The following is a 17626-nucleotide window of genomic DNA, read 5'->3' on the forward strand; positions in this document are numbered from 1 at the left end:
GATGTCCGAGAGCTATGTCGAGGCGGCGGCGGGCGGCCCCTGGAGCGGCGCAGCCTACCTGAACGCCGACCAGCGCGGCGTGGGCGAGGTGGCGGGCAAGCCGAACTTCTCCATCGACCGCGCCGCCCTGCAGATGACCGGCTTCAACGAGACGGTGCAGCCGGACGGGACGGTGGTGCTGACGCCGGCGCCCGGTTGGTCGTCGAAGGCCGGCCTGCCCTTCACCGTCACCTACGCCTTCCGGGCCACCGCCCCCGAAACCATGCCGGACGACGCCCAGGGCTTCTCGCGCTTCAACGCCGCCCAGATCGCGCAGGCCGAGCTCGCGATGCAGGGCTGGGCCGACGCGGCCAACATCACCTTCGTAAGGGTGGGCGAGGGGGCGAGCGGCGAGGCGGCCTATTCCGACCAGGCCATCATGCTGTTCGGCAACTACAGCTCGGGCGTCGCGGGGGCCTCGGCCTTCGCGTTCTTTCCCAACAACACCGCCATCTCGGCGCGCTCGGGCGACGTCTGGATGAACGTCTCGATCGGCTACAACGCCAATCCGTCGGGGGCGAACCGCGGCGGCATGGTGTTGGCGCACGAGATCGGCCACGCCATCGGCATGGCCCATCCCGGCGACTACGACGCCGGCGACGACGACGGCCGGGCGATCACCTACCAGGCCGACGCCGAGTACTTCCAGGATTCCAACCAGTACACGGTGATGAGCTACTTCCGGGAGGCCAACACGGGGGCCGACTTCGGCGGCCGCTTCCCGGCGGCCCCCATGCTGGACGACATCGCCGCGATCCAGGTGGAGTACGGGGCCAACATGGCCACCCGCTCGGGCGACACCGTCTACGGCTTCAATTCGACCGCCGGCCGGCCGTGGTTCGAGGCCAGCGTCGCCAACCGGCCCGTGTTCGCCGCCTGGGACGCGGGCGGCGCCGACACCTTCGACTTCTCCGGCTACAGCCAGGACCAGCTCATCGACCTGCGGGCAGGGTTCTTCTCGGACGTGGGCGGGCTGGTCGGGAACGTGGCGGTGGCCCAGGGCGCGGTGATCGAGAACGCCAAGGGCGGCTGGGGCGCCGACCGGATCAACGGAAACGCCGCCGACAACGCCCTCTACGGCGGCTCCGGCGGCGACACCCTCGAAGGGTTCGCCGGCCGCGACTACCTGCGCGGCGAGGAGGGATCGGACTCGCTGTCCGGCGGCGGCGAGTTCGACGACCTGCACGGCAACCGGGGCGACGACACCGTGGCCGGCGGGGCGGGCGCGGACTGGGTGGTCGGCGGCCAGGACCGGGACCTGCTGAGCGGCGACGACGGGGCCGACATCGTCTACGGCAACCTCGGCGACGACACCCTGTCGGGCGGGGCCGACGCCGACCTCGTGCGCGGCGGCCAGGGCCATGACGTCCTGCGCGGCGACGCCGGCGACGACTGGCTCTCGGGCGACCGCGGCGACGACACGGTGACCGGGGGTGCGGGCGCCGACATCTTCCACGGCTCGAGCGACGCCGGGATCGACCGGATCACCGATTTCAGCCTCGCGGAGGGGGATCGGGTGCAACTCGATCCCGGGACGGCGTTCCGGCTGATGGCGTGGGGCGGCGACACCCTGCTCGACTTCGGCGACGGCCATCAGATGGTGCTGGTGGGGGTGCAGGCGGCCACCCTGGCCGGCGGCTGGCTGTTGTACGCCTGAGGGCCGGACGACGCCTGGCCGCAGGGGCGGATTCCCGAAATCCGTTCCCACGCGCGCGGAACCGGCCTATATGGTAACCCTCACCGCCCGGCCGAAAGGCCGGGCGCCTTCATTTCCGGACGACCCCCTCAGGGACACCACCATGACCGAAATCCTGATGCCGAAGGCGACCGCCGTCTGGCTGGTGGACAACACCTCGCTCACCTTCGACCAGATCGCCGACTTCTGCGGCCTGCACCCGCTAGAGGTGAAGGGCATCGCCGACGGCGAGGTGGCGCGCGACATCCGCGGCGCCGACCCCATCGCCAACGGCCAGCTTTCGCGCGACGAGCTGGACCGGGCCGAGAAGAACGACAAGTACCGCATGGTGGCCCAGAAGAGCCGCCACGCCGAGCTGCTGAAGCCGGTGAAGAAGGCGCCGCGCTACACCCCCGTGTCGCGCCGCCAGGACCGACCGGACGCCATCGCCTGGTTCATCCGCAATCACCCGGAAGTGCCGGACAGCCAGGTCGCGCGCCTGCTGGGCACCACCAAGGCGACCATCGAGCAGGTCCGCAACCGCCAGCACTGGAACTCGGCCAACATCAAGCCGGTGGACCCGGTGACGCTCGGCCTCGCCACCCAGCTCGAGCTGGACGCGGTGGTGAAGAAGGCGGCCGAGAAGAAGGCCAAGGACGACGCCCGCCGCGGCATCGTCGACACCGAAGGCCCCACCCTGCGTCCGGCGTCGGAGACCGGCGTGGTCGACGTCGAGGACGAGGCCCCGGCGCGCGCCGACCTTACCGCCGCCGACGTTTGGGCGGACCAGGACGACGACGGCGACGAGGATTGAGAGCTGACCGCATCCGTCCCGTCCCCTCGCGGGAACGGGACGATGCGAGAGCACCGGCCAGCTTGGGATCCAAGGGATCAGGCTCTGCGCCCGATCCCGCTCCCCCAGCCGCTCGCCTGGCGTGTTTCCCTCCCCCGCGAGGGAGGGTGGGCCTCAGTGGGCGCGCCCGCGCAGAGACTCCAGCTCCTCCTTGAGCTTGAGCTTCTGTCGTTTCAGTTCCTTCAGCTTGAGATCGTCGGCGGCGGGCCTGCGCAGCTCTTCCTGGATCGCGAGTTCCAGGGACTGGTGGCGAGATCCGAGTTCACGGATCCTGGCTTCCACGGCCATGACGTTACGTCTCCTCGCTGTTGATGCCCCCGAGTGAACACCCGCTTCCCGCGGCTGTCAGATCACATATGTTTGCTGCCGGCTGAGCCGCATCCCTGCGGCGGATCCGGGCGTTGGGAACCTTCCGCATGTCAAAAGTTGAGACGCCGCGGCTGGTGGTCGGGCTCTCCGGCGCGTCCGGAATCGTCTATGGGCTGCGCGTGCTGGACGCCTGCCGGGAGCTGGGCGTCGAGAGCCATCTGGTGGTCTCCAAGTCGGCGGCCCTGACGCTGTCGCAGGAGACCGACCTCAGCCTCGCCGAGGCGCAGGGCCGGGCGAGCGTGGTCTACAAGGCCTCCGACGTCGGGGCGGCGATCGCCTCAGGCTCCTTCCCGACGCTTGGCATGATCGTGGCCCCCTGCTCGGTGCGGACCATGAGCGAGATCGCCACCGGCGTGACCTCGTCCCTGCTCACCCGCGCCGCCGACGTGGTGCTGAAGGAGCGCCGGCCTCTTGTGCTGATGGTGCGCGAGACGCCGCTGCACCTCGGCCACCTGCGAACCATGGTCCGGCTGGCCGAGATGGGGGCGGTGATCGCCCCGCCCATGCCGGCCTTCTACGCCCGGCCCGCCAGCCTCGAGGAGATGATCGACCAGTCGGTGGGCCGCGCGCTGGACCTCTTCGGCCTGTCCTGGAGCCCGGTGAAGCGCTGGGGCCGCGACGTGGGCCCCGCTCCGGGCGAGGCCTGAACCGTGGCGATCTGGGAGTGGGCGCTGGACGCCTACGGCCGCGACGGCGTGGCCGACGCCTGCCTGGCCCTGCAGGACGACCACGGCCAGAACGTGCCCTTCCTGCTTTGGGCGGTCTGGGCCGAGGCGCGCGACCCCGGCCTGCTGGCGCGCGCGGCCGAGGCGGCCCGGCGCTGGGGGGCGGTGGCGGTGGAGCCGCTCCGCCAAGTGAGGCGGGGCCTCAAGGCGGGCTGTCCGCCGGTGGACGACGGCGCCCGCGAGGCGCTGCGCGAGGACGTGAAGGCGGCCGAGCTGCGCGCCGAGCGTTTGCTTTTGGAAACCCTCGCCGGATTATCCGGGACGAAGCCGGGCGGCGCGCCGGCGCTCGCCGCGCTGGAGGCCGCCTCCGCCGCCTGGGGACGGCCCGCGCCGGCCGGCGCGCTGGCCGCCCTGGCGCAGGCATTGGGATAGGATCGACGCCGCATGAACGACGATGAGTTCCCGTCGGAGGAGGCGCTGCGGGCCCGGCTGGCCGAGGTCCGCCAGGACCACGCCGACTTCGACGCCGCGATCACCGCGCTCGCCGCCTCGCCGCTGCCGGACATGATGCTGATCGGCCGCCTGAAGCGGAAGAAGCTCGCCCTCAAGGACGAGATCGCGCGCCTCGAGGACATGCTGACCCCCGATATCATCGCGTGAGCGGCCTCCTCTTCCTCAACGCCGCCCCCGCTTGCGCGCGTACATGGCCGCGTCGGCGGCGGCGAGCAGGGCTTCCGGGTCGGCGGCAGGGTCGATGCGGCTGACGCCGAAGGTGAGGCGGGGCTGGGCCTCGCCGCCGTCGAAGGCCACCGGAGCGCGGTGGACGGCCGCCGCCAGGGCCTGGGCCTTGGTCTCGGCCGCCGCAGGCTCCGCCTGCACCAGGATCACCGCGAACTCGTCGCCGCCCAGGCGACCCACGATGTCGCTCTCGCGGACGTCGGCGGCGAGGCGCTCGGCGACCGCCTTCAGGGCCGCGTCGCCGGCGGCATGGCCGAAGCGGTCGTTCACGGCCTTCAGCCCGTCGAGGTCGAAATAGACGAGGCTCGCGTCGGCGCCGTACCGCTGGATGAAGGTCTGGATGCGGGAGAGCTCGCGCACGAAGGCCCGGCGGTTGAGCACCGGGGTGAGCGCGTCCCGGTCGGCGAGGCCCTCGGCCTCGGCGAGGCGGGCCTTCAGCCGCCCGATCTCGGCCCGCAGTTCGTCGATCTCGGACAGCAGGGTCCCCATGGCGGCCTGCACCTGCGGCGTCAGGTCGGCCTCGGTGAGGCCCAGGAAGTCGGTGGAGTCGGCGCCCCGGGTCGCACCTGAGCCCCGCGCCTTGCCGGCGGCCCCGCCCTTGGCCGGCGCACGTCGGGCCGCGGCCGGCAGGGGCTCGGGTCGCGCGCCGAAGATCTTCATGGCTTCCTCCGCGAAAACCGCAGGCCGCACGGCGACTTGGCCGAAACCTAAGCCACTCGGTTGCGGGCGCAAGGCCGGCGCCTATACTCCGCCGCCTTCCGGGCCGGGGCCCGCCTACGGATTTGACGCACATGAGCGCCGCCACCGCGCCCGTCGCCATCATCATGGGCAGCCGTTCCGACTGGCCGGTGATGAAGCACGCCGCCGAGATCCTGGAGGGGCTGGGCGTCGCCTACGAGGCCAAGGTGGTCTCCGCGCACCGCACCCCGGAACGGATGTACGCCTTCGCCAAGGGCGCCAAGGCCGAGGGGTTCAAGGTGATCATCGCCGGGGCCGGCGGGGCCGCCCACCTGCCCGGCATGACCGCCTCGCTCACCGAGCTGCCGGTGCTGGGCGTGCCGGTGGAGTCGAAGGCCCTGAAGGGCATGGATTCCCTGCTCTCCATCGTCCAGATGCCGGCCGGTATCCCGGTGGGGACGCTGGCCATCGGCGAGGCGGGCGCCAAGAACGCCGGCCTGATGGCCGCCAAGATCCTGGCGATCTCGGACGCGGCCCTGGCTGAACGGCTCGCCGCCTTCACCGCCCGGCAGACCGAGAGCGTCGCCGAGACCGTCGAGTAGGAAGAGCCCGCCATGCCCAGCTTCCCGCTTCCCCCGGGTTCGACCATCGGCATCCTGGGCGGGGGCCAGCTCGGCCGCATGCTGGCCCTGGCCGCGGCCCGGCTCGGCTTCGACGTGGCCATCCTCGAGCGCGACGCCGACAGCCCGGCCGGCCGCTCGGCCACCCAGCTCATCGTCGGGGCCTATGACGACGAGGCGGCGCTCGCCCGCCTGGCCGAGCTCACCGACGTCGTCACCTACGAGTTCGAGAACGTGCCGGCGCGCGCGGTGGAGTGGCTGGCGGCGAAGGGCGTCGACGTGGCGCCGGGCGCCCGCGCCCTGGCGGTCGCCCAGGACCGGGTGGCCGAGAAGAGCTTCCTGAACGAGCGCGGCGTGGCCACGGTCGCCTTCGCCGCCGCCGACAACCCCGTCTCGGCCGTCGAGGCGGTGGAGCGGATCGGCGCGCCGGCGCTGATGAAGACCCGCCGCGAGGGCTACGACGGAAAGGGCCAGCAGTGGGTGGAGCACGCCGCGGACGCGCGCCGGGTGTTCGAGGCGCTGGGCTCCGTCCCGGTGATCGTCGAGGCGCCGGCCGACTTCGTGCGCGAGCTGTCGATCATCGCCGCGCGCGGGCGCGACGGCGCCATCGCGGTCTATCCGCTGGGCGAGAACCATCACGAGCGGGGCATCCTGCGCCGCACGATCGCGCCTGCGAACGCGTCCCAGGCGCTGAAGGACCAGGCCGAGAAGATCGCGCGCCAGGTGCTCGACGGCCTGCAGTACGTCGGCGTCATCGGCATCGAGCTGTTCGAGATGAAGGACGGCCGGCTGCTGGTGAACGAGATCGCGCCGCGCGTGCACAACACCGGCCACTGGACCCAGGACGGCTGCGAGGTCGACCAGTTCGAGCAGCACATCCGCGCCGTCGCCGGCTGGCCGCTGGGGCCGACCGCCGCCCGTTCCCGCGTGGAGATGCTGAACCTGCTCGGCGACGAGGCGGACCAGTGGCGGAAGCTCGCCGCCGAGCCCGACACCCGCATCCACCTCTACGGCAAGCGCGAGGCCAAGCCCGGCCGCAAGATGGGCCATGTGAACCGGGTCCGTCCTCTGGCCTGAGGCCTCCTATGTCAGGTTGACCTGACATGGGGATGATGTAAGGTTCTCCTGACATTGCAGGAGGCCGCCATGGCGCTCGACCCGGCTCACCGCCGCTACCGCTTCCGGACCCTGGCCTTCATGGCCGCCTACGCCGCCCTCTGCACCGCCTGGATCTTCGACGCCTTCGACGACGTCAGGCCGCCCGGCGCCTGGCTGCTGGCCCTGGCTGCGGCGGCCCCGCTGGCGGGACAGCTCTGGGCGACGCTCGCCCTGATGCGGGAGACCGACGAGTACGTGCGCGGGCTGATGGCCAAGCGGTTCATCATCGCCTCGGGCCTGTCCATGACCCTGTTCTCGGCCTGGGGCTTCGCGGAGAGCTTCGCGCGCGCGCCGCATGTGGAGGGCTGGTTCATCTACAGCCTGTTCTGGGCGTGCTACGCGCTGGCCTGCGGCACGGTCCGCACCAGCCGGGCATGAAGAACCGGCTGCGCGAACTCAGGTCCGCCCGCGGCTGGACCCAGGAGGAGCTCGGCCGTCGGCTCGGCGTCTCGCGCCAGGCGGTGATCGCGCTGGAGAGCGACAAGCACGACCCCTCGCTCGACCTCGCCTACCGGATCGCCGCGCTGTTCGGCGAGCCGGTGGAGGCGATCTTCGAGAACCCGCACGCCTGAGGCGTCAGGGGACGTCGGAAAGGTCCGGCTGGCCCGCGGGCGCGGTGCGGTAGCGCATCCGGCCGAGCGTGTGGGCGATGCCGCTGACGAGGTCGCCCGGCCGGAGCCGGGTGGTGGCCTTCCACTTTTCGAAGCGCATGACGTCCTCGATCCGCCGGTCGACATAGACGAGGGCGGCGGCGCGGCCCTGGGCCATGCGGATGGCCAGCGCCGAGCTCAGGATGCCCGCCAGGATGGCGCGCTTGGAATAGTGGTTCTCGTCGGTGGCCACGTCGCCGGCCCAGCGCCAGAGCACGTCGGCGCTCTCCCAGGCGAGCTTGCCGCCCAGGTGGAGGTTCGGCGGCAGCGCCAACCAGCCCGCCCAGCGGCGGGTGGCGGACTCGTCGGCCGCGGCGGCGTCCAGGCGCGCCTCCACCGCCCGGCGGATGCGTTCGCGGATCTTCAGCGCGTCCGGGTCGACGTCGCGCAGGGCGACCATGGCGCGCGCGTCGTGCCGCCGGGAGAACAGGGCGGCGAGGTCGGCCGGCCCGTGCGGGACCAGAAGCTCGGTCTCGCCCTCCGAGAAGCCGCAGGCCCGGCCGGCGGCCTTGGCCATGCGCCAGGTCCAGCCGAACTTCGGCGCCAGCCGGATGGCCTGCTCCAGGATCTGCTGCTCGGCCTCTTGGGCCCAGTCGTCGGCGGGGGCGGTCATGGGGCTTCTCTACTCCTCCGGCCCCCGGCTGCGAAGGCTCGGAGATCGCACGCCGGGCCGACTCCCGCGTGGACAGGGCCCCTGCCTTCTGGTATCTGCCCGCCCTCGAACCCGGAAGGCCCTCGCCTCCGGGCCCAATGTTTTTGTTCGCTCGCCGCCGCCCCATGCCGGGTCACGGGCGCCGGGCGGTGTAGCGACCGACAGGAGAGAGACCCCTGGTTCAGATTTTTGTCCGCGACAACAACGTCGACCAAGCCCTCAAGGCGCTGAAGAAGAAGATGCAGCGCGAGGGCTCGTTCCGCGAGATGAAGCGGCACGTGCACTACGAGAAGCCCTCCGAGAAGCGCGCCCGCCAGAAGGCCGAAGCCGTGCGCCGCGCGCGCAAGCTGGCCCGCAAGCGCGCCCAGCGCGAAGGCCTGATCGCGGCGCCGAAGAAGAGCCGCTAAGGGCTGAAATCGGCCACATCGGTCACTATGTTGAAGGCCGCGCCAACCGGGCGCGGCCTTTTGCATTTACGGTCAAGGCGAGGCCTTCGGTCGCGCACGGTATGGCCTCGCTGGTAGAACGGCGGTCGCCAACCTATCTTGAACGCATCTGCCGGTAATCCTTGCGAGACGGTCCTTAGTCCATGAACCTGCGCAATCTCGTCATCTGGGGCGTCATCGTCGTCGTCCTCGTCGGTCTCTACAGCATGATGACCGGCGGCGGCCGCGCCGCCGGCCAGAGCGAGATCACCTATTCCCAGCTCCTCACCAAGGTGAACTCCGGTGAGGTCAAGCAGGCGGTGATCCAGGGCGCGGCGGTCCAGATCAAGGACCAGGCGAACAAGACCTACACGGCCGTCACCCCGGCCAGCCAGGAAGACCTGATCAAGCGGCTGGAGGCCCAGGGCGCCGACATCGCGGTGAAGCCCGCGGGCGGCTTCACCCTGCTGGGCTTCCTGCTGAACTCCCTGCCCATCCTGCTGCTGATCGGGGTGTGGATCTTCTTCATGCGCCAGATGCAGGGGGGCGCGCGCGGCGCCATGGGCTTCGGCAAGTCCAAGGCCCGTCTGCTCACCGAGAACAAGAACCGCGTCACCTTCGACGACGTCGCCGGCGTGGACGAGGCCAAGGAAGAGCTGCAGGAGGTCGTCGACTTCCTGAAGGATCCGCAGAAGTTCCAGCGCCTGGGCGGCAAGATCCCCAAGGGCGCCCTGCTGATCGGCCCTCCCGGCACCGGCAAGACGCTGATCGCGCGCGCCGTCGCGGGCGAAGCCGGCGTGCCGTTCTTCACCATCTCCGGCTCGGACTTCGTCGAAATGTTCGTCGGCGTCGGCGCGAGCCGCGTGCGCGACATGTTCGAACAGGCCAAGAAGAACGCGCCCTGCATCATCTTCATCGACGAGATCGACGCGGTCGGCCGCCATCGCGGCGCCGGCCTCGGCGGCGGCAATGACGAGCGCGAGCAGACCCTGAACCAGCTTCTGGTGGAGATGGACGGCTTCGAGGCGAACGAGGGCATCATCCTCATCGCCGCCACCAACCGCCCCGACGTGCTGGACCCGGCCCTGCTGCGTCCCGGCCGCTTCGACCGCCAGGTCGTGGTGCCGAACCCGGACATCAACGGCCGCGAGCGGATCCTGCGCGTGCACATGAAGAACGTGCCGCTGGCCGCCGACGTCGAGGTGAAAATCATCGCCCGCGGCACCCCCGGCTTCTCGGGCGCCGACCTGGCCAACCTGGTCAACGAGGCCGCCCTGATGGCAGCCCGCAAGAACCGCCGCATGGTCACCATGCGCGACTTCGAGGACGCCAAGGACAAGGTCATGATGGGCGCCGAGCGCCGGTCCATGGTCATGACCGAGGACGAGAAGAAGCTCACCGCCTACCACGAGGGCGGGCACGCCCTGGTGGCCCTGAACGTCCCGGCCACCGACCCGGTGCACAAGGCGACCATCATCCCGCGCGGCCGCGCTCTGGGCATGGTGATGCAGCTTCCCGAGCGCGACCGGTTCTCGATGTCCTACGAGCAGATGACCTCGCGCATCGCCATCCTGTTCGGCGGGCGGATGGCCGAGGAGCTGATCTTCGGCAAGGACAAGGTGACCTCGGGCGCCTCGTCCGACATCAGCCAGGCGACCAAGCTGGCCCGCGCCATGGTCACCAAGTGGGGCTTCTCCGACCTGCTGGGCGCGGTGGAGTACGGCGAGAACCAGGAGGAGGTGTTCCTGGGCCACTCCGTCGCCCGCAACCAGAACGTCTCGGAAGAGACCGCCAAGGTCATCGACCAGGAAGTGAAGCGGCTGGTGAAGGCCGGCGAGGACGAGGCCCGTCGGATCCTCACCGAGAAGATGGAAGACCTGCACACGCTGGCCAAGGCGCTGCTGGAGTACGAGACCCTGACCGGCGACGAGATCGTCAACGCGCTGAAGGGCGTGCCGCCCAAGCGCGACGAGCCCGAGGCCAAGCGCCCGACGGGCCCGGCGGTCGCGGTGCCGATCTCGCCCCGGCCGGACCCCGAGCCGGCGTAAGGGCAAGGACACCGACGTGAAAGGGGGCGGTCGCCGGAAGGCGGCCGCCCTTTTTCGTGCCGCCCGGCGGCGCGGCGGCTCAGGCGTGGAACACCCAGTCGCCGGTCAGCGTGCTCGCCTGGACGCCCACGAGGATCATCCGGCCGCCGCCCGGCATGTCGATCACCGTGTCGGCCCCCGACTGGCTGACCGTGTAGGTCTGGCCCGGCAGGAGCTGGACGCGGTCCCCCTGGGCGCGGCTGAAGTCGGTGACGCGGTCGACGCCGGCCTCGCCGAAGGTGTGGAAGACGTCGGCGCCCGCGCCGCCCGTCAGGGTGTCGTCCCCGCGGTCGCCGCTGATCCAGTCGTTCCCGTCCTGGCCGGACAGCAGGTCGTTGGCCTGGCCGCCGCGCATCAGGTCCGCGCCCGCGCCGCCCTCCAGGGTGTCGGCGCCCAGGTTGCCGTAGACGATGTCCGCGCCGTCGTCGCCGAACAGCCGGTCGTCGCCCTGGCCGCCCACCACCCAGTCGTTCCCCTGGCCGCCGTGGACGCTGTCCTGGCCCATGTTGCCGTGCACGTCGTCGAAGGCGAGGCCGCCCCAGATCACGTCGTCGCCGTCGCCGCCGCGGATGTAGTCGGACGCGTCGCCCGCGCCGGTGCGCGGGGTCAGCCGGTGGATGTCGCCGTCCAGGCCGATGGCGTAGAGGCGCCCGCGCCCGTCGAGTGCGAAGGAGGCGATCTGATCGAAGTCGCCGCCCCCCGACAGCACGATCTGGCCGTTGCGGTTCAGGAAGTCCTGGGCGGCGCCGCCCTGCTGGGCGACGCTCCACAGATTGCCGCTGGCGAAGTCGGCGAACCAGTAGAGGCCCTGGCCGCCGCCCGGGCCGTGGTAGACGTAGCCGCCCGTGACTGCGACGCCGGAATAGAGCGGCGTGCTGCGGTCGTACTCCAGGATCGGCGGGGTCAGACCCGCGGGCGCGGTCCCGCTGAACGGCATATTGCCTTCCATGAACCGCCAGCCGAGGTTCAGCCCGCCCTGGCCGGCGGGGATGAAGTCCACCTCCTCGCGCGCGCCCTGGCCTACGTCGCCGATCCACAGATCGCCGGTGGCGGTATCGAAGCTCGCCCGCCAGGGATTGCGCAGGCCGTAGAGCCAGACCTCATCGGCCCCGGCCGTCGCGCCGGCGAAGGGGTTGCCGGCCGGAATGGCGTAGTTGCGGGTCGTATCGCCCGGGAAGGCGTCGCCGTTCACGTCGATGCGCAGGATCTTGCCGAGCAGGCTGTCGCGGTTCTGGGCGTCGTTCTCCGGGTCCCCCGCGCCGCCCCCGTCGCCGGTGGCGATGTAGAGGAAGCCGTCGGGGCCGAAGGATATCCAGCCGCCGTTGTGGTTGGTGGCGCCGGGGTGCGGGATGGTCAGGATCGTCCGGGCGGAGCCCGCGTCGGCGTGGTCGGCGTCGGCCCGGCGGTACTCGCGGATCTCGATGTCGCCGGCCGGATTCGTGAAGTGCACGAAGAACCGGCCGCTCGCGGCGTAGTCCGGCGCGAAGGCGAGGCCGAGCAGGCCCTGCTCGCCGCCGGTCGCGAAGCTTCCGTCCGGCAGGTCCAGGAAGGGGTCCGTCTGCACCTGGCCCGAGTTCAGGTCGAGGATGCGGACGCGGCCCGTCTGCTGCTCCACCACGAACAGCCGGTCCGGATCGCCCGGTGGCGAGGCGCCGAACAGCGGCGAGGAGAGGCCCGAGGCCACCCGCACGGCGTCGATCAGGCCGTTGGCGGCGTCGGTGTCGGAGGCGCCGTGGCCGTAGAGAACGTCGTCGCCCGCCCCGCCCATCAGGGTGTCGGAGCCGTCGCCGCCGGAGACGACGTCGGCGCCCGCCGTGCCGTTCAGGGTGTCGCGCGCGCTCGTGCCGTTGACGTCGGCCATGACCTGCTCCTCGGAACTGGGCTCGCAACCCTAACGCGCAAGCTCGGCCGTCGTTCAGGAGCCCTCCCGCAGCAGCCTCGCCGCCTGCCCGACCACCCGGCGGCCCCAGCGCGTCAGGTCGTCGCGGCGGAGCTTCGTCTCGGCCGCGGCCAGCGCCGCCTCGCCGTGGCGCCGCCGCAGGTGCAGGGCCTCCTCGGCGGCCTGACGCTTCAACCGGCGATGGCGGCGCCACGCTCGAATCGGGTTGAGGATCATGCGCGGATCGGGCGCGAACCGCCGCGCTCGCGAATCCGCCCCCGGCTGCTATGGATGGGCAAGCGTGCTGGCCATGTCGACACATTCACCTCCCGCCAAGGTGGCGTCCCGTTCGCGCACTAAGGCGCAGCTTCGTGTCATGGGCGTGGCGAACGTCACCCCCGACAGTTTTTCCGACGGGGGCCGCTACCTGCACCTGGGCGCCGCCCTGGCGCACGCCCGCCGCCTGATCGCCGAGGGTGCGGACATGCTGGACGTGGGCGGCGAGTCCACCCGGCCGGGCGCCGAGCCGGTGCCCGAAGCCGAGGAGATCGCCCGCGTCGTTGAGCTGATCCGCACGCTCAGGGCGGAAAGCGCCATTCCCATCTCCATCGACACCATGAAGCCGGCCGTGGCCCGGGCCGCCGTGGCGGCCGGGGCGACCATGTGGAACGACGTGGCGGCGCTGCGCTACGCGCCAGACGCGCTGGACACCGCCGCCGAGCTCGGCTGCGACGTGGTGCTGATGCACATGCAGGGCGAGCCCCGGACCATGCAGGCCGAGCCGCGCTACGACGATGTGGTCGCCGAGGTGGCCGAGTTCCTGCTGAGCCGGGCGGCGGCGGCCATGGCGGCCGGCGTGGCGCGCGAGCGGATCTGGCTCGACCCTGGCATCGGGTTCGGCAAGCACATGCTGGAGCACAACCTGCCGCTGCTCGCCCACCTCGACCGGATCGTGGCGCTCGGCTTCCCCGTCCTGCTGGGCGTCAGCCGCAAGCGGTTCATCGACGCGATCGACGGCGGCGGCCGCGCGCCCGGCGAACGGCTGGGGGGCTCCATCGCCGGCGCCCTGGCCGGCGCGGTGGCCGGGGTCTCCGCCGTGCGGGTGCACGACGTACGCGAGACGGTCCAGGCGCTGCGCGTCTGGCGGGCCATCGCCGCGGCGCGCTAGCCGCCGGCCGCCCGCACCTTCGGATGGTCGCGCCAGGCCGGCAGGGTGGCCATCCGGGCGAGCGTCGCCTGCTCGGCGGCGGCGCGCGTGCCGCCGCGCTCGCGCATCAGCCAGCGGACCATCCGCTCGAACCGGGTCTCGAAGTCCTGCAGCGCCCCGTGCTCGTCGACGCAGTAGCCGCAGTAGCGCCCGGTCTCGATCGGCATGCCGCAGCTTTCGCACTTGGGGGTCATGGGCGAGCTCCTCTGCGTCCTCGGCGTCCCGGCGCGACTTCGCGCCTGTCGGCGGAACGACGCCTTGACGCGGCGCAAGGCTCCGGCGGCCGCCGTCGCGCCCCGGCGTGAATCCCGATGCATTTGCCGGCCGGCCGCGCTATCGCCACGCCATGCGCTCCTTAGGCCGAGTCCTGATCGTCGCCGGCTCCGACTCGGGCGGCGGGGCGGGCATCCAGGCGGACATCAAGACCGTCACCGCGCTGGGCGGCTACGCGGCGACGGCGGTGACCGCCATCACCGTGCAGAACACCCTGGGCGTCACCGGCGTGCACCCGATCCCGCTGGACGTGGTGGAGGCCCAGGCCCGCGCCGTGCTGGATGACATCGGCGCGGACGCGCTGAAGACAGGCATGCTCGGCGACATCGCCGCGGTCGAGACGGTGGCGCGGATCCTCGACAGCGCGCCCGGCGCGCCGGCGGTGGTGGATCCGGTGATGGTGGCCAAGGGCGGCGCCGCGCTGCTGGCCGAGGACGCGGTGGGCGCGGTGAAGCGCCTGATGGTGCCGCGCGCGGCCCTGCTGACCCCCAACGCGCCGGAAGCCGAGGCGCTGACCGGCCTCGCCGTCGGCTCGGCCGACGACCTGCGTCGGGCCGGCGAGGCCCTGCTGGCTATGGGCGCCAAGGCCGTGCTGATGAAGGGCGGCCACGTGCCGGGCGAGCGGGTCACCGACGTCCTGATGACGCCGGACGGCGAAACGGTCTTCGAAGCCGAGCGCCAGGACACCCGACACACCCACGGGACCGGCTGCACCCTGGCGTCGGCCTGCGCCACGGGCCTCGCCCAGGGGATGCCGCTCACCGACGCCGTCGCCCGCGCCTGGGCCTATGTTCAGGAGGCGATGGCGCATGCGCCGGGCCTCGGCCGGGGACATGGCCCCCTCGATCACGGCTGGGCGCTGCGATGAGCCTGGAGGGCCGCCTCGAGGCGATCGTCCGGGCGACGCCCGGACTGATGCACGTGCTGACCGTGGCCCGGGAGCTCGACCTGCCTGACTGGCTGGTGTTCTCCGGCGCGGTCTACCAGCCGGTGCTGAACCACCTGACGGGGCGGCCGCCGGAGCACGGCATCAAGGACTACGACCTTGGCTACTACGACGCGGCGGACATCTCCTACGAGGCCGAGGACGTGGTGATCCGCCGGGTGGCCGAGGCCTTCGCCCCGCCGTTCCGCGAAATGGTCGAGGTGCGCAACCAGGCCCGGGTGCACGTCTGGTTCGAGGGCAAGTTCGGCGAGGCGTACGCCCCCCTGCCGAACACGCCGGAGGCGCTCGGCCGCTTCGTCTCGCCGCTGTTCGCGGTGGGCGTCCGGCTGGAGGCGGACGGCCGGCTGACCATCCACGCGCCGTTCGGCCTGGACGACCTGTTCGCTCTGCGCCTGCGGCCCAATCCCCACCGGCCGAACAACAAGGGCTTCGAACGCGCCTCGGCGTCGGCCAAGGCCCGCTGGCCGGAGATCGAAATCGTCGGGTAGGCGCTCAGCGCCGATAGACGTCCGGATCGTAGACCTGCATCCAGCGGTCGGCTCCGCTCAGGGGTTCGAAGCCGAACCGGGCGTAGAGGGCGTGGGCGTCGCGGGTGGCCAGGTGCATCCGGCGGAAGCCCTGCAGGTCGGGGTGCGCCGTCAGGTAGGCCATCAGCCGCTTGCCGACGCCCGCGCCGCGCGCCGCCTCGTCCACGAAGACGTCGCAGACCCAGCCGAAGGTCGCGCGGTCGGTGACCACCCGGGCCATGCCCGCCTGAGCGCCGTCCGGCGCATAGGCGCCGACGGTTAGGCTGCCGGCGCAGGCCCTGGCGAAAGTGTCGAAGGGGATGCCCTGCGCCCAGTAGCTCTGGCCGGCGATCCACTGATGCGCCAGCGCCACATCGAACCGTGCGGGATCGTCGCTGAGCAGGTATCCGTCGGCGTCGCGGGTTTCGTGGGGCATCTCGGCTCCCTAACTGACCAAGCTTCGCCATAGGAGACCTTTTCCCCATGCGCCAGTGGACCGTCGATGCGTTCGCCCCGGAAGCCTTCAAGGGCAATCCCGCCTGCGTGGTGGAGCCCTTCGAGGCCTGGCCGGACGCCGGCTGGATGCAGAAGCTGGCCGCCGAGAACAACCAGGCCGAGACCGCCTTCCTCCTGAAGACCGCCGACCCGGCCCGGTTCGGCCTGCGCTGGTTCACCCCGGCCCTGGAGGTGCCGCTCTGCGGCCACGCCACCCTGGCCTCGGGCCACGTGCTGTTCGCCGAGCTCGGCCTCGAGGCCGAGCAGGTGACCTTCGACACCCAGTCGGGGCCGCTGACCGTGCGCCGCTCGGGCGAGCTCTACGAGATGGACTTCCCCGCGCAGCCCCCGAAACAGTGCGAAGTGGCCGGCCTCGCCGAAGCCCTGGGCGTGGAGCCCGTGGAGGTCTGGGCGTCGAACTATGTGGTGGCGGTCCTGGCCGACGAGGACGCGGTGCGGGCCTGCGCGCCGGACCTCGTCGCACTCGAGAAGGTGGCGGGCGAGCACACCGGCAGCCGCGGCAATGTCGGCGTCGCGGCCCTGGCGGCGGGCAAGCCCTACGACGTGGTGGACCGGTTTTTCGCGCCGGGCTCGGGCATCCCCGAGGACCCCGCCACCGGCTCCCTGCACTGCATCCTGACGCCGCTGTTCGCCGAGAAGCTCGGCCGTAGCCGGGTGGCCTTCCACCAGGCCTATCCCGGCCGGGGCGGCGACCTCGACTGCGAGCACCGGGGCGAGCGGGTCCTGCTGCGCGGCCGCGCGACGACGGTGGTGGACGGCACGCTGCGCATCCGCCCCTGAGCGGACGCGAAGACGCCGCCCTGCGGGGGCAGGGCGGCGTCGTGCGCTCAGGCCTTCAGGCCTAGCGGCGGTAGCCCGGACCGTAGCCGTAGCCGTAGTCGCGGTCGTTCCGCTCGAAGCGGATCTGCGTGGCCAGTCGGTCGAAGCGGCGGTCGAGGTCGGCGCGCTCCCGGACGGTGAGGCCGTTCACCCGGTAGCGGGCTTCCAGGCGGCTGAGTTCGCGGAACTCGCGGTGCAGGCGGTTGGCCTCGGCGCGGGTCAGGTCGCCGCGCTGCACGCCCCGGTCGATGCGCCGGTCGAGCTGGGCCTGGCGCTGGTTGATCGACTGCCAGCCGCCGTAGGGCTGGGCCGACGCCGCGGTGGCCGACAGCGCCAGGGCCGAGGCCGCGCCGATCAGGGTCAGGGTGGTGAGCTTCTTCATCGTCAAGGTCCTTTGGCTAGAGGTCCGTCCCTCTGCGTCGGGTCTCCCGCCCATGGGGCGTGAGAACCCCATGGGCGGCGGTTGGTTGCGCCTCAGCGGCGCCAGTCGCGGCCGTAGCCGTCGTCGCGGTCGTAGCGGCTGTAGCGGTGCGACCGCTCCAGGGCGCGTTCGATGCGGTTCATGGTGCTCAGCACCCGCTGGCGCTCGTAGCCGCTGGCGCGGCCGGTCTCGACGCGCCACGCCAGGGGCTGGTTGTCGCGCCACTGGGCGAGCAGGTCGCGCGCCTCGCCGCGGTTCAGCCGGCCTTCACGCGCGGCGGCGTTGATCTGCCATTCGAGCGCGTCGTAACGGCCGGTGAAGCGCTGGCCTTCGTGGCGGTCGTTGCGGTCGTAGTCGCCGCGCCAGGGCTGGGCGGCGGCGGGGACAGCGGCCGCACCGAGCGCAGCGACGGCGGCCATCGAGAGCAGAATCTTCTTCATCTGGTCCTCC

General features: G+C 71.9%; 24 protein-coding genes. 15 read left to right on the top strand and 9 right to left on the bottom strand.

The window, feature by feature from the left end; all coding sequences use genetic code 11:
* Window position 1: 1 nt before the first annotated feature.
* Together ACE3Q8_RS13545 and ACE3Q8_RS13550 are read left to right on the top strand one after the other, a co-directional pair.
* Window positions 2-1696, top strand: a complete 1695-nt coding sequence (locus ACE3Q8_RS13545) for a M10 family metallopeptidase C-terminal domain-containing protein (protein ID WP_374470803.1) — start codon at window positions 2-4, stop codon at window positions 1694-1696.
* A gap of 142 nt (window positions 1697-1838) precedes the next feature.
* The gene (locus ACE3Q8_RS13550; protein ID WP_374470804.1) at window positions 1839-2528 is read left to right on the top strand and encodes a DUF1013 domain-containing protein; all 690 of its coding nucleotides are present in this window, start codon (window positions 1839-1841) and stop codon (window positions 2526-2528) included.
* Between the two features lie 153 nt (window positions 2529-2681).
* Here ACE3Q8_RS13550 and ACE3Q8_RS13555 read toward each other — a convergent pair whose 3' ends face one another.
* The gene (locus ACE3Q8_RS13555) at window positions 2682-2855 is read right to left on the bottom strand and encodes a YdcH family protein (RefSeq protein WP_374470805.1); all 174 of its coding nucleotides are present in this window, start codon (window positions 2853-2855) and stop codon (window positions 2682-2684) included.
* A 128-nt stretch (window positions 2856-2983) separates the two neighbouring features.
* On the opposite strand from ACE3Q8_RS13555, the gene ACE3Q8_RS13560 reads away from it, so the two are divergent.
* Genes ACE3Q8_RS13560 through ACE3Q8_RS13570 form a run of 3 tightly spaced genes read left to right on the top strand, consistent with a single transcriptional unit; the run spans window position 2984 to window position 4261 of the window.
* The gene (locus ACE3Q8_RS13560; RefSeq protein WP_374470806.1) at window positions 2984-3583 is read left to right on the top strand and encodes a UbiX family flavin prenyltransferase; all 600 of its coding nucleotides are present in this window, start codon (window positions 2984-2986) and stop codon (window positions 3581-3583) included.
* 3 nt (window positions 3584-3586) lie between these two features.
* Window positions 3587-4033, top strand: coding sequence for a TIGR02444 family protein (locus tag ACE3Q8_RS13565; protein ID WP_374470807.1), 447 nt, complete (start codon window positions 3587-3589; stop codon window positions 4031-4033).
* 12 nt (window positions 4034-4045) lie between these two features.
* Window positions 4046-4261, top strand: coding sequence for a YdcH family protein (locus tag ACE3Q8_RS13570; RefSeq protein ID WP_374470808.1), 216 nt, complete (start codon window positions 4046-4048; stop codon window positions 4259-4261).
* A gap of 15 nt (window positions 4262-4276) precedes the next feature.
* Here the strand turns inward: ACE3Q8_RS13570 and ACE3Q8_RS13575 are convergent, their stop codons facing one another.
* Complete coding sequence (locus tag ACE3Q8_RS13575) at window positions 4277-4999, bottom strand: GGDEF domain-containing protein (protein ID WP_374470809.1); 723 nt, start codon at window positions 4997-4999, stop codon at window positions 4277-4279.
* 131 nt (window positions 5000-5130) lie between these two features.
* On the opposite strand from ACE3Q8_RS13575, the gene purE reads away from it, so the two are divergent.
* The 4 genes from purE to ACE3Q8_RS13595 all read left to right on the top strand — a co-directional run bounded on the left by purE (window position 5131) and on the right by ACE3Q8_RS13595 (window position 7367).
* Entirely contained in the window at window positions 5131-5619 is a 489-nt protein-coding gene (gene purE, locus ACE3Q8_RS13580) for a 5-(carboxyamino)imidazole ribonucleotide mutase (RefSeq protein WP_374470810.1), read from the top strand.
* A 12-nt stretch (window positions 5620-5631) separates the two neighbouring features.
* Window positions 5632-6714: a 5-(carboxyamino)imidazole ribonucleotide synthase gene (locus tag ACE3Q8_RS13585; protein WP_374470811.1), complete on the top strand. Its 1083-nt coding sequence runs from the start codon at window positions 5632-5634 to the stop codon at window positions 6712-6714.
* A gap of 69 nt (window positions 6715-6783) precedes the next feature.
* Window positions 6784-7173 carry a hypothetical protein gene (locus ACE3Q8_RS13590; RefSeq protein ID WP_374470812.1) on the top strand — a complete coding sequence of 130 codons (390 nt, stop codon included), beginning with the start codon at window positions 6784-6786 and terminating at the stop codon, window positions 7171-7173.
* Window positions 7170-7367 (top strand): helix-turn-helix transcriptional regulator, encoded by a 198-nt coding sequence (locus ACE3Q8_RS13595; RefSeq protein WP_374470813.1) that lies wholly within the window; start codon window positions 7170-7172, stop codon window positions 7365-7367. Before ACE3Q8_RS13590 ends, ACE3Q8_RS13595 begins: the two co-directional genes overlap by 4 nt.
* 4 nt (window positions 7368-7371) lie before the next feature.
* On the opposite strand, the gene ACE3Q8_RS13600 is transcribed toward ACE3Q8_RS13595, so the two are convergent.
* Window positions 7372-8058 carry a COQ9 family protein gene (locus tag ACE3Q8_RS13600; protein ID WP_374470814.1) on the bottom strand — a complete coding sequence of 229 codons (687 nt, stop codon included), beginning with the start codon at window positions 8056-8058 and terminating at the stop codon, window positions 7372-7374.
* Window positions 8059-8273: 215 nt separating this feature from the next.
* On the opposite strand from ACE3Q8_RS13600, the gene rpsU reads away from it, so the two are divergent.
* Window positions 8274-8504: a 30S ribosomal protein S21 gene (gene rpsU, locus ACE3Q8_RS13605; protein ID WP_374470867.1), complete on the top strand. Its 231-nt coding sequence runs from the start codon at window positions 8274-8276 to the stop codon at window positions 8502-8504.
* A gap of 182 nt (window positions 8505-8686) precedes the next feature.
* A complete protein-coding gene (gene ftsH / locus ACE3Q8_RS13610; protein WP_374470815.1) occupies window positions 8687-10570 on the top strand; it encodes an ATP-dependent zinc metalloprotease FtsH in 1884 nt (627 codons plus the stop codon).
* A gap of 79 nt (window positions 10571-10649) precedes the next feature.
* On the opposite strand, the gene ACE3Q8_RS13615 is transcribed toward ftsH, so the two are convergent.
* Window positions 10650-12470, bottom strand: a complete 1821-nt coding sequence (locus ACE3Q8_RS13615) for a PQQ-dependent sugar dehydrogenase (RefSeq protein WP_374470816.1) — start codon at window positions 12468-12470, stop codon at window positions 10650-10652.
* Window positions 12471-12524: 54 nt separating this feature from the next.
* Window positions 12525-12725 carry a hypothetical protein gene (locus tag ACE3Q8_RS13620; protein WP_374470817.1) on the bottom strand — a complete coding sequence of 67 codons (201 nt, stop codon included), beginning with the start codon at window positions 12723-12725 and terminating at the stop codon, window positions 12525-12527.
* Window positions 12726-12864: 139 nt separating this feature from the next.
* Here ACE3Q8_RS13620 and folP point away from each other — a divergent pair, with 139 nt between their 5' ends.
* Window positions 12865-13656: a dihydropteroate synthase gene (folP, locus tag ACE3Q8_RS13625; protein ID WP_374470818.1), complete on the top strand. Its 792-nt coding sequence runs from the start codon at window positions 12865-12867 to the stop codon at window positions 13654-13656.
* Here the strand turns inward: folP and ACE3Q8_RS13630 are convergent.
* Window positions 13653-13889, bottom strand: a complete 237-nt coding sequence (locus ACE3Q8_RS13630; RefSeq protein WP_374470819.1) for a hypothetical protein — start codon at window positions 13887-13889, stop codon at window positions 13653-13655. The genes folP and ACE3Q8_RS13630 overlap by 4 nt on opposite strands.
* 152 nt (window positions 13890-14041) lie before the next feature.
* Between ACE3Q8_RS13630 and thiD the strand changes: the two genes are divergently transcribed.
* On the top strand, window positions 14042-14836 hold the full coding sequence (gene thiD, locus ACE3Q8_RS13635) for a bifunctional hydroxymethylpyrimidine kinase/phosphomethylpyrimidine kinase (RefSeq protein ID WP_374470820.1): 795 nt from the start codon (window positions 14042-14044) through the stop codon (window positions 14834-14836).
* Window positions 14833-15402, top strand: a complete 570-nt coding sequence (locus ACE3Q8_RS13640; protein WP_374470821.1) for a nucleotidyltransferase family protein — start codon at window positions 14833-14835, stop codon at window positions 15400-15402. Before thiD ends, ACE3Q8_RS13640 begins: the two co-directional genes overlap by 4 nt.
* Before the next feature lie 4 nt (window positions 15403-15406).
* Here ACE3Q8_RS13640 and ACE3Q8_RS13645 read toward each other — a convergent pair whose 3' ends face one another.
* Window positions 15407-15856: a GNAT family N-acetyltransferase gene (locus ACE3Q8_RS13645; RefSeq protein ID WP_374470822.1), complete on the bottom strand. Its 450-nt coding sequence runs from the start codon at window positions 15854-15856 to the stop codon at window positions 15407-15409.
* Between the two features lie 47 nt (window positions 15857-15903).
* Between ACE3Q8_RS13645 and ACE3Q8_RS13650 the strand changes: the two genes are divergently transcribed.
* The gene (locus ACE3Q8_RS13650) at window positions 15904-16716 is read left to right on the top strand and encodes a PhzF family phenazine biosynthesis protein (protein WP_374470823.1); all 813 of its coding nucleotides are present in this window, start codon (window positions 15904-15906) and stop codon (window positions 16714-16716) included.
* A 61-nt stretch (window positions 16717-16777) separates the two neighbouring features.
* Here ACE3Q8_RS13650 and ACE3Q8_RS13655 read toward each other — a convergent pair whose 3' ends face one another.
* Both ACE3Q8_RS13655 and ACE3Q8_RS13660 read right to left on the bottom strand, forming a co-directional pair.
* Complete coding sequence (locus ACE3Q8_RS13655) at window positions 16778-17137, bottom strand: hypothetical protein (protein WP_374470824.1); 360 nt, start codon at window positions 17135-17137, stop codon at window positions 16778-16780.
* A 92-nt stretch (window positions 17138-17229) separates the two neighbouring features.
* Entirely contained in the window at window positions 17230-17616 is a 387-nt protein-coding gene (locus ACE3Q8_RS13660) for a hypothetical protein (RefSeq protein WP_374470825.1), read from the bottom strand.
* Between the last annotated feature and the right edge of the window lie 10 nt (window positions 17617-17626).

The organism is Phenylobacterium sp. (genome assembly GCF_041913825.1).
Classification (GTDB): domain Bacteria; phylum Pseudomonadota; class Alphaproteobacteria; order Caulobacterales; family Caulobacteraceae; genus Phenylobacterium.

Bases quoted from the DNA above. Each gene is read 5' to 3' on its own strand.
- ACE3Q8_RS13645 (WP_374470822.1), bottom strand. From the start codon at position 15,856: ATGCCCCACGAAACCCGCGACGCCGACGGATACCTGCTCAGCGACGAT.
- thiD (WP_374470820.1), top strand. From the start codon at position 14,042: ATGCGCTCCTTAGGCCGAGTCCTGATCGTCGCCGGCTCCGACTCGGGC.
- ACE3Q8_RS13630 (WP_374470819.1), bottom strand. From the start codon at position 13,889: ATGACCCCCAAGTGCGAAAGCTGCGGCATGCCGATCGAGACCGGGCGC.
- ACE3Q8_RS13600 (WP_374470814.1), bottom strand. From the start codon at position 8,058: ATGACCGCCCCCGCCGACGACTGGGCCCAAGAGGCCGAGCAGCAGATC.
- ACE3Q8_RS13660 (WP_374470825.1), bottom strand. From the start codon at position 17,616: ATGAAGAAGATTCTGCTCTCGATGGCCGCCGTCGCTGCGCTCGGTGCG.
- ACE3Q8_RS13615 (WP_374470816.1), bottom strand. From the start codon at position 12,470: ATGGCCGACGTCAACGGCACGAGCGCGCGCGACACCCTGAACGGCACG.
- ACE3Q8_RS13595 (WP_374470813.1), top strand. From the start codon at position 7,170: ATGAAGAACCGGCTGCGCGAACTCAGGTCCGCCCGCGGCTGGACCCAG.
- ACE3Q8_RS13555 (WP_374470805.1), bottom strand. From the start codon at position 2,855: ATGGCCGTGGAAGCCAGGATCCGTGAACTCGGATCTCGCCACCAGTCC.
- ACE3Q8_RS13570 (WP_374470808.1), top strand. From the start codon at position 4,046: ATGAACGACGATGAGTTCCCGTCGGAGGAGGCGCTGCGGGCCCGGCTG.
- ACE3Q8_RS13575 (WP_374470809.1), bottom strand. From the start codon at position 4,999: ATGAAGATCTTCGGCGCGCGACCCGAGCCCCTGCCGGCCGCGGCCCGA.
- ACE3Q8_RS13545 (WP_374470803.1), top strand. From the start codon at position 2: ATGTCCGAGAGCTATGTCGAGGCGGCGGCGGGCGGCCCCTGGAGCGGC.
- ACE3Q8_RS13585 (WP_374470811.1), top strand. From the start codon at position 5,632: ATGCCCAGCTTCCCGCTTCCCCCGGGTTCGACCATCGGCATCCTGGGC.
- ACE3Q8_RS13650 (WP_374470823.1), top strand. From the start codon at position 15,904: ATGCGCCAGTGGACCGTCGATGCGTTCGCCCCGGAAGCCTTCAAGGGC.
- ftsH (WP_374470815.1), top strand. From the start codon at position 8,687: ATGAACCTGCGCAATCTCGTCATCTGGGGCGTCATCGTCGTCGTCCTC.
- ACE3Q8_RS13590 (WP_374470812.1), top strand. From the start codon at position 6,784: ATGGCGCTCGACCCGGCTCACCGCCGCTACCGCTTCCGGACCCTGGCC.
- ACE3Q8_RS13640 (WP_374470821.1), top strand. From the start codon at position 14,833: ATGAGCCTGGAGGGCCGCCTCGAGGCGATCGTCCGGGCGACGCCCGGA.
- ACE3Q8_RS13620 (WP_374470817.1), bottom strand. From the start codon at position 12,725: ATGATCCTCAACCCGATTCGAGCGTGGCGCCGCCATCGCCGGTTGAAG.
- ACE3Q8_RS13550 (WP_374470804.1), top strand. From the start codon at position 1,839: ATGACCGAAATCCTGATGCCGAAGGCGACCGCCGTCTGGCTGGTGGAC.
- ACE3Q8_RS13655 (WP_374470824.1), bottom strand. From the start codon at position 17,137: ATGAAGAAGCTCACCACCCTGACCCTGATCGGCGCGGCCTCGGCCCTG.
- purE (WP_374470810.1), top strand. From the start codon at position 5,131: ATGAGCGCCGCCACCGCGCCCGTCGCCATCATCATGGGCAGCCGTTCC.
- ACE3Q8_RS13560 (WP_374470806.1), top strand. From the start codon at position 2,984: ATGTCAAAAGTTGAGACGCCGCGGCTGGTGGTCGGGCTCTCCGGCGCG.
- folP (WP_374470818.1), top strand. From the start codon at position 12,865: ATGGGCGTGGCGAACGTCACCCCCGACAGTTTTTCCGACGGGGGCCGC.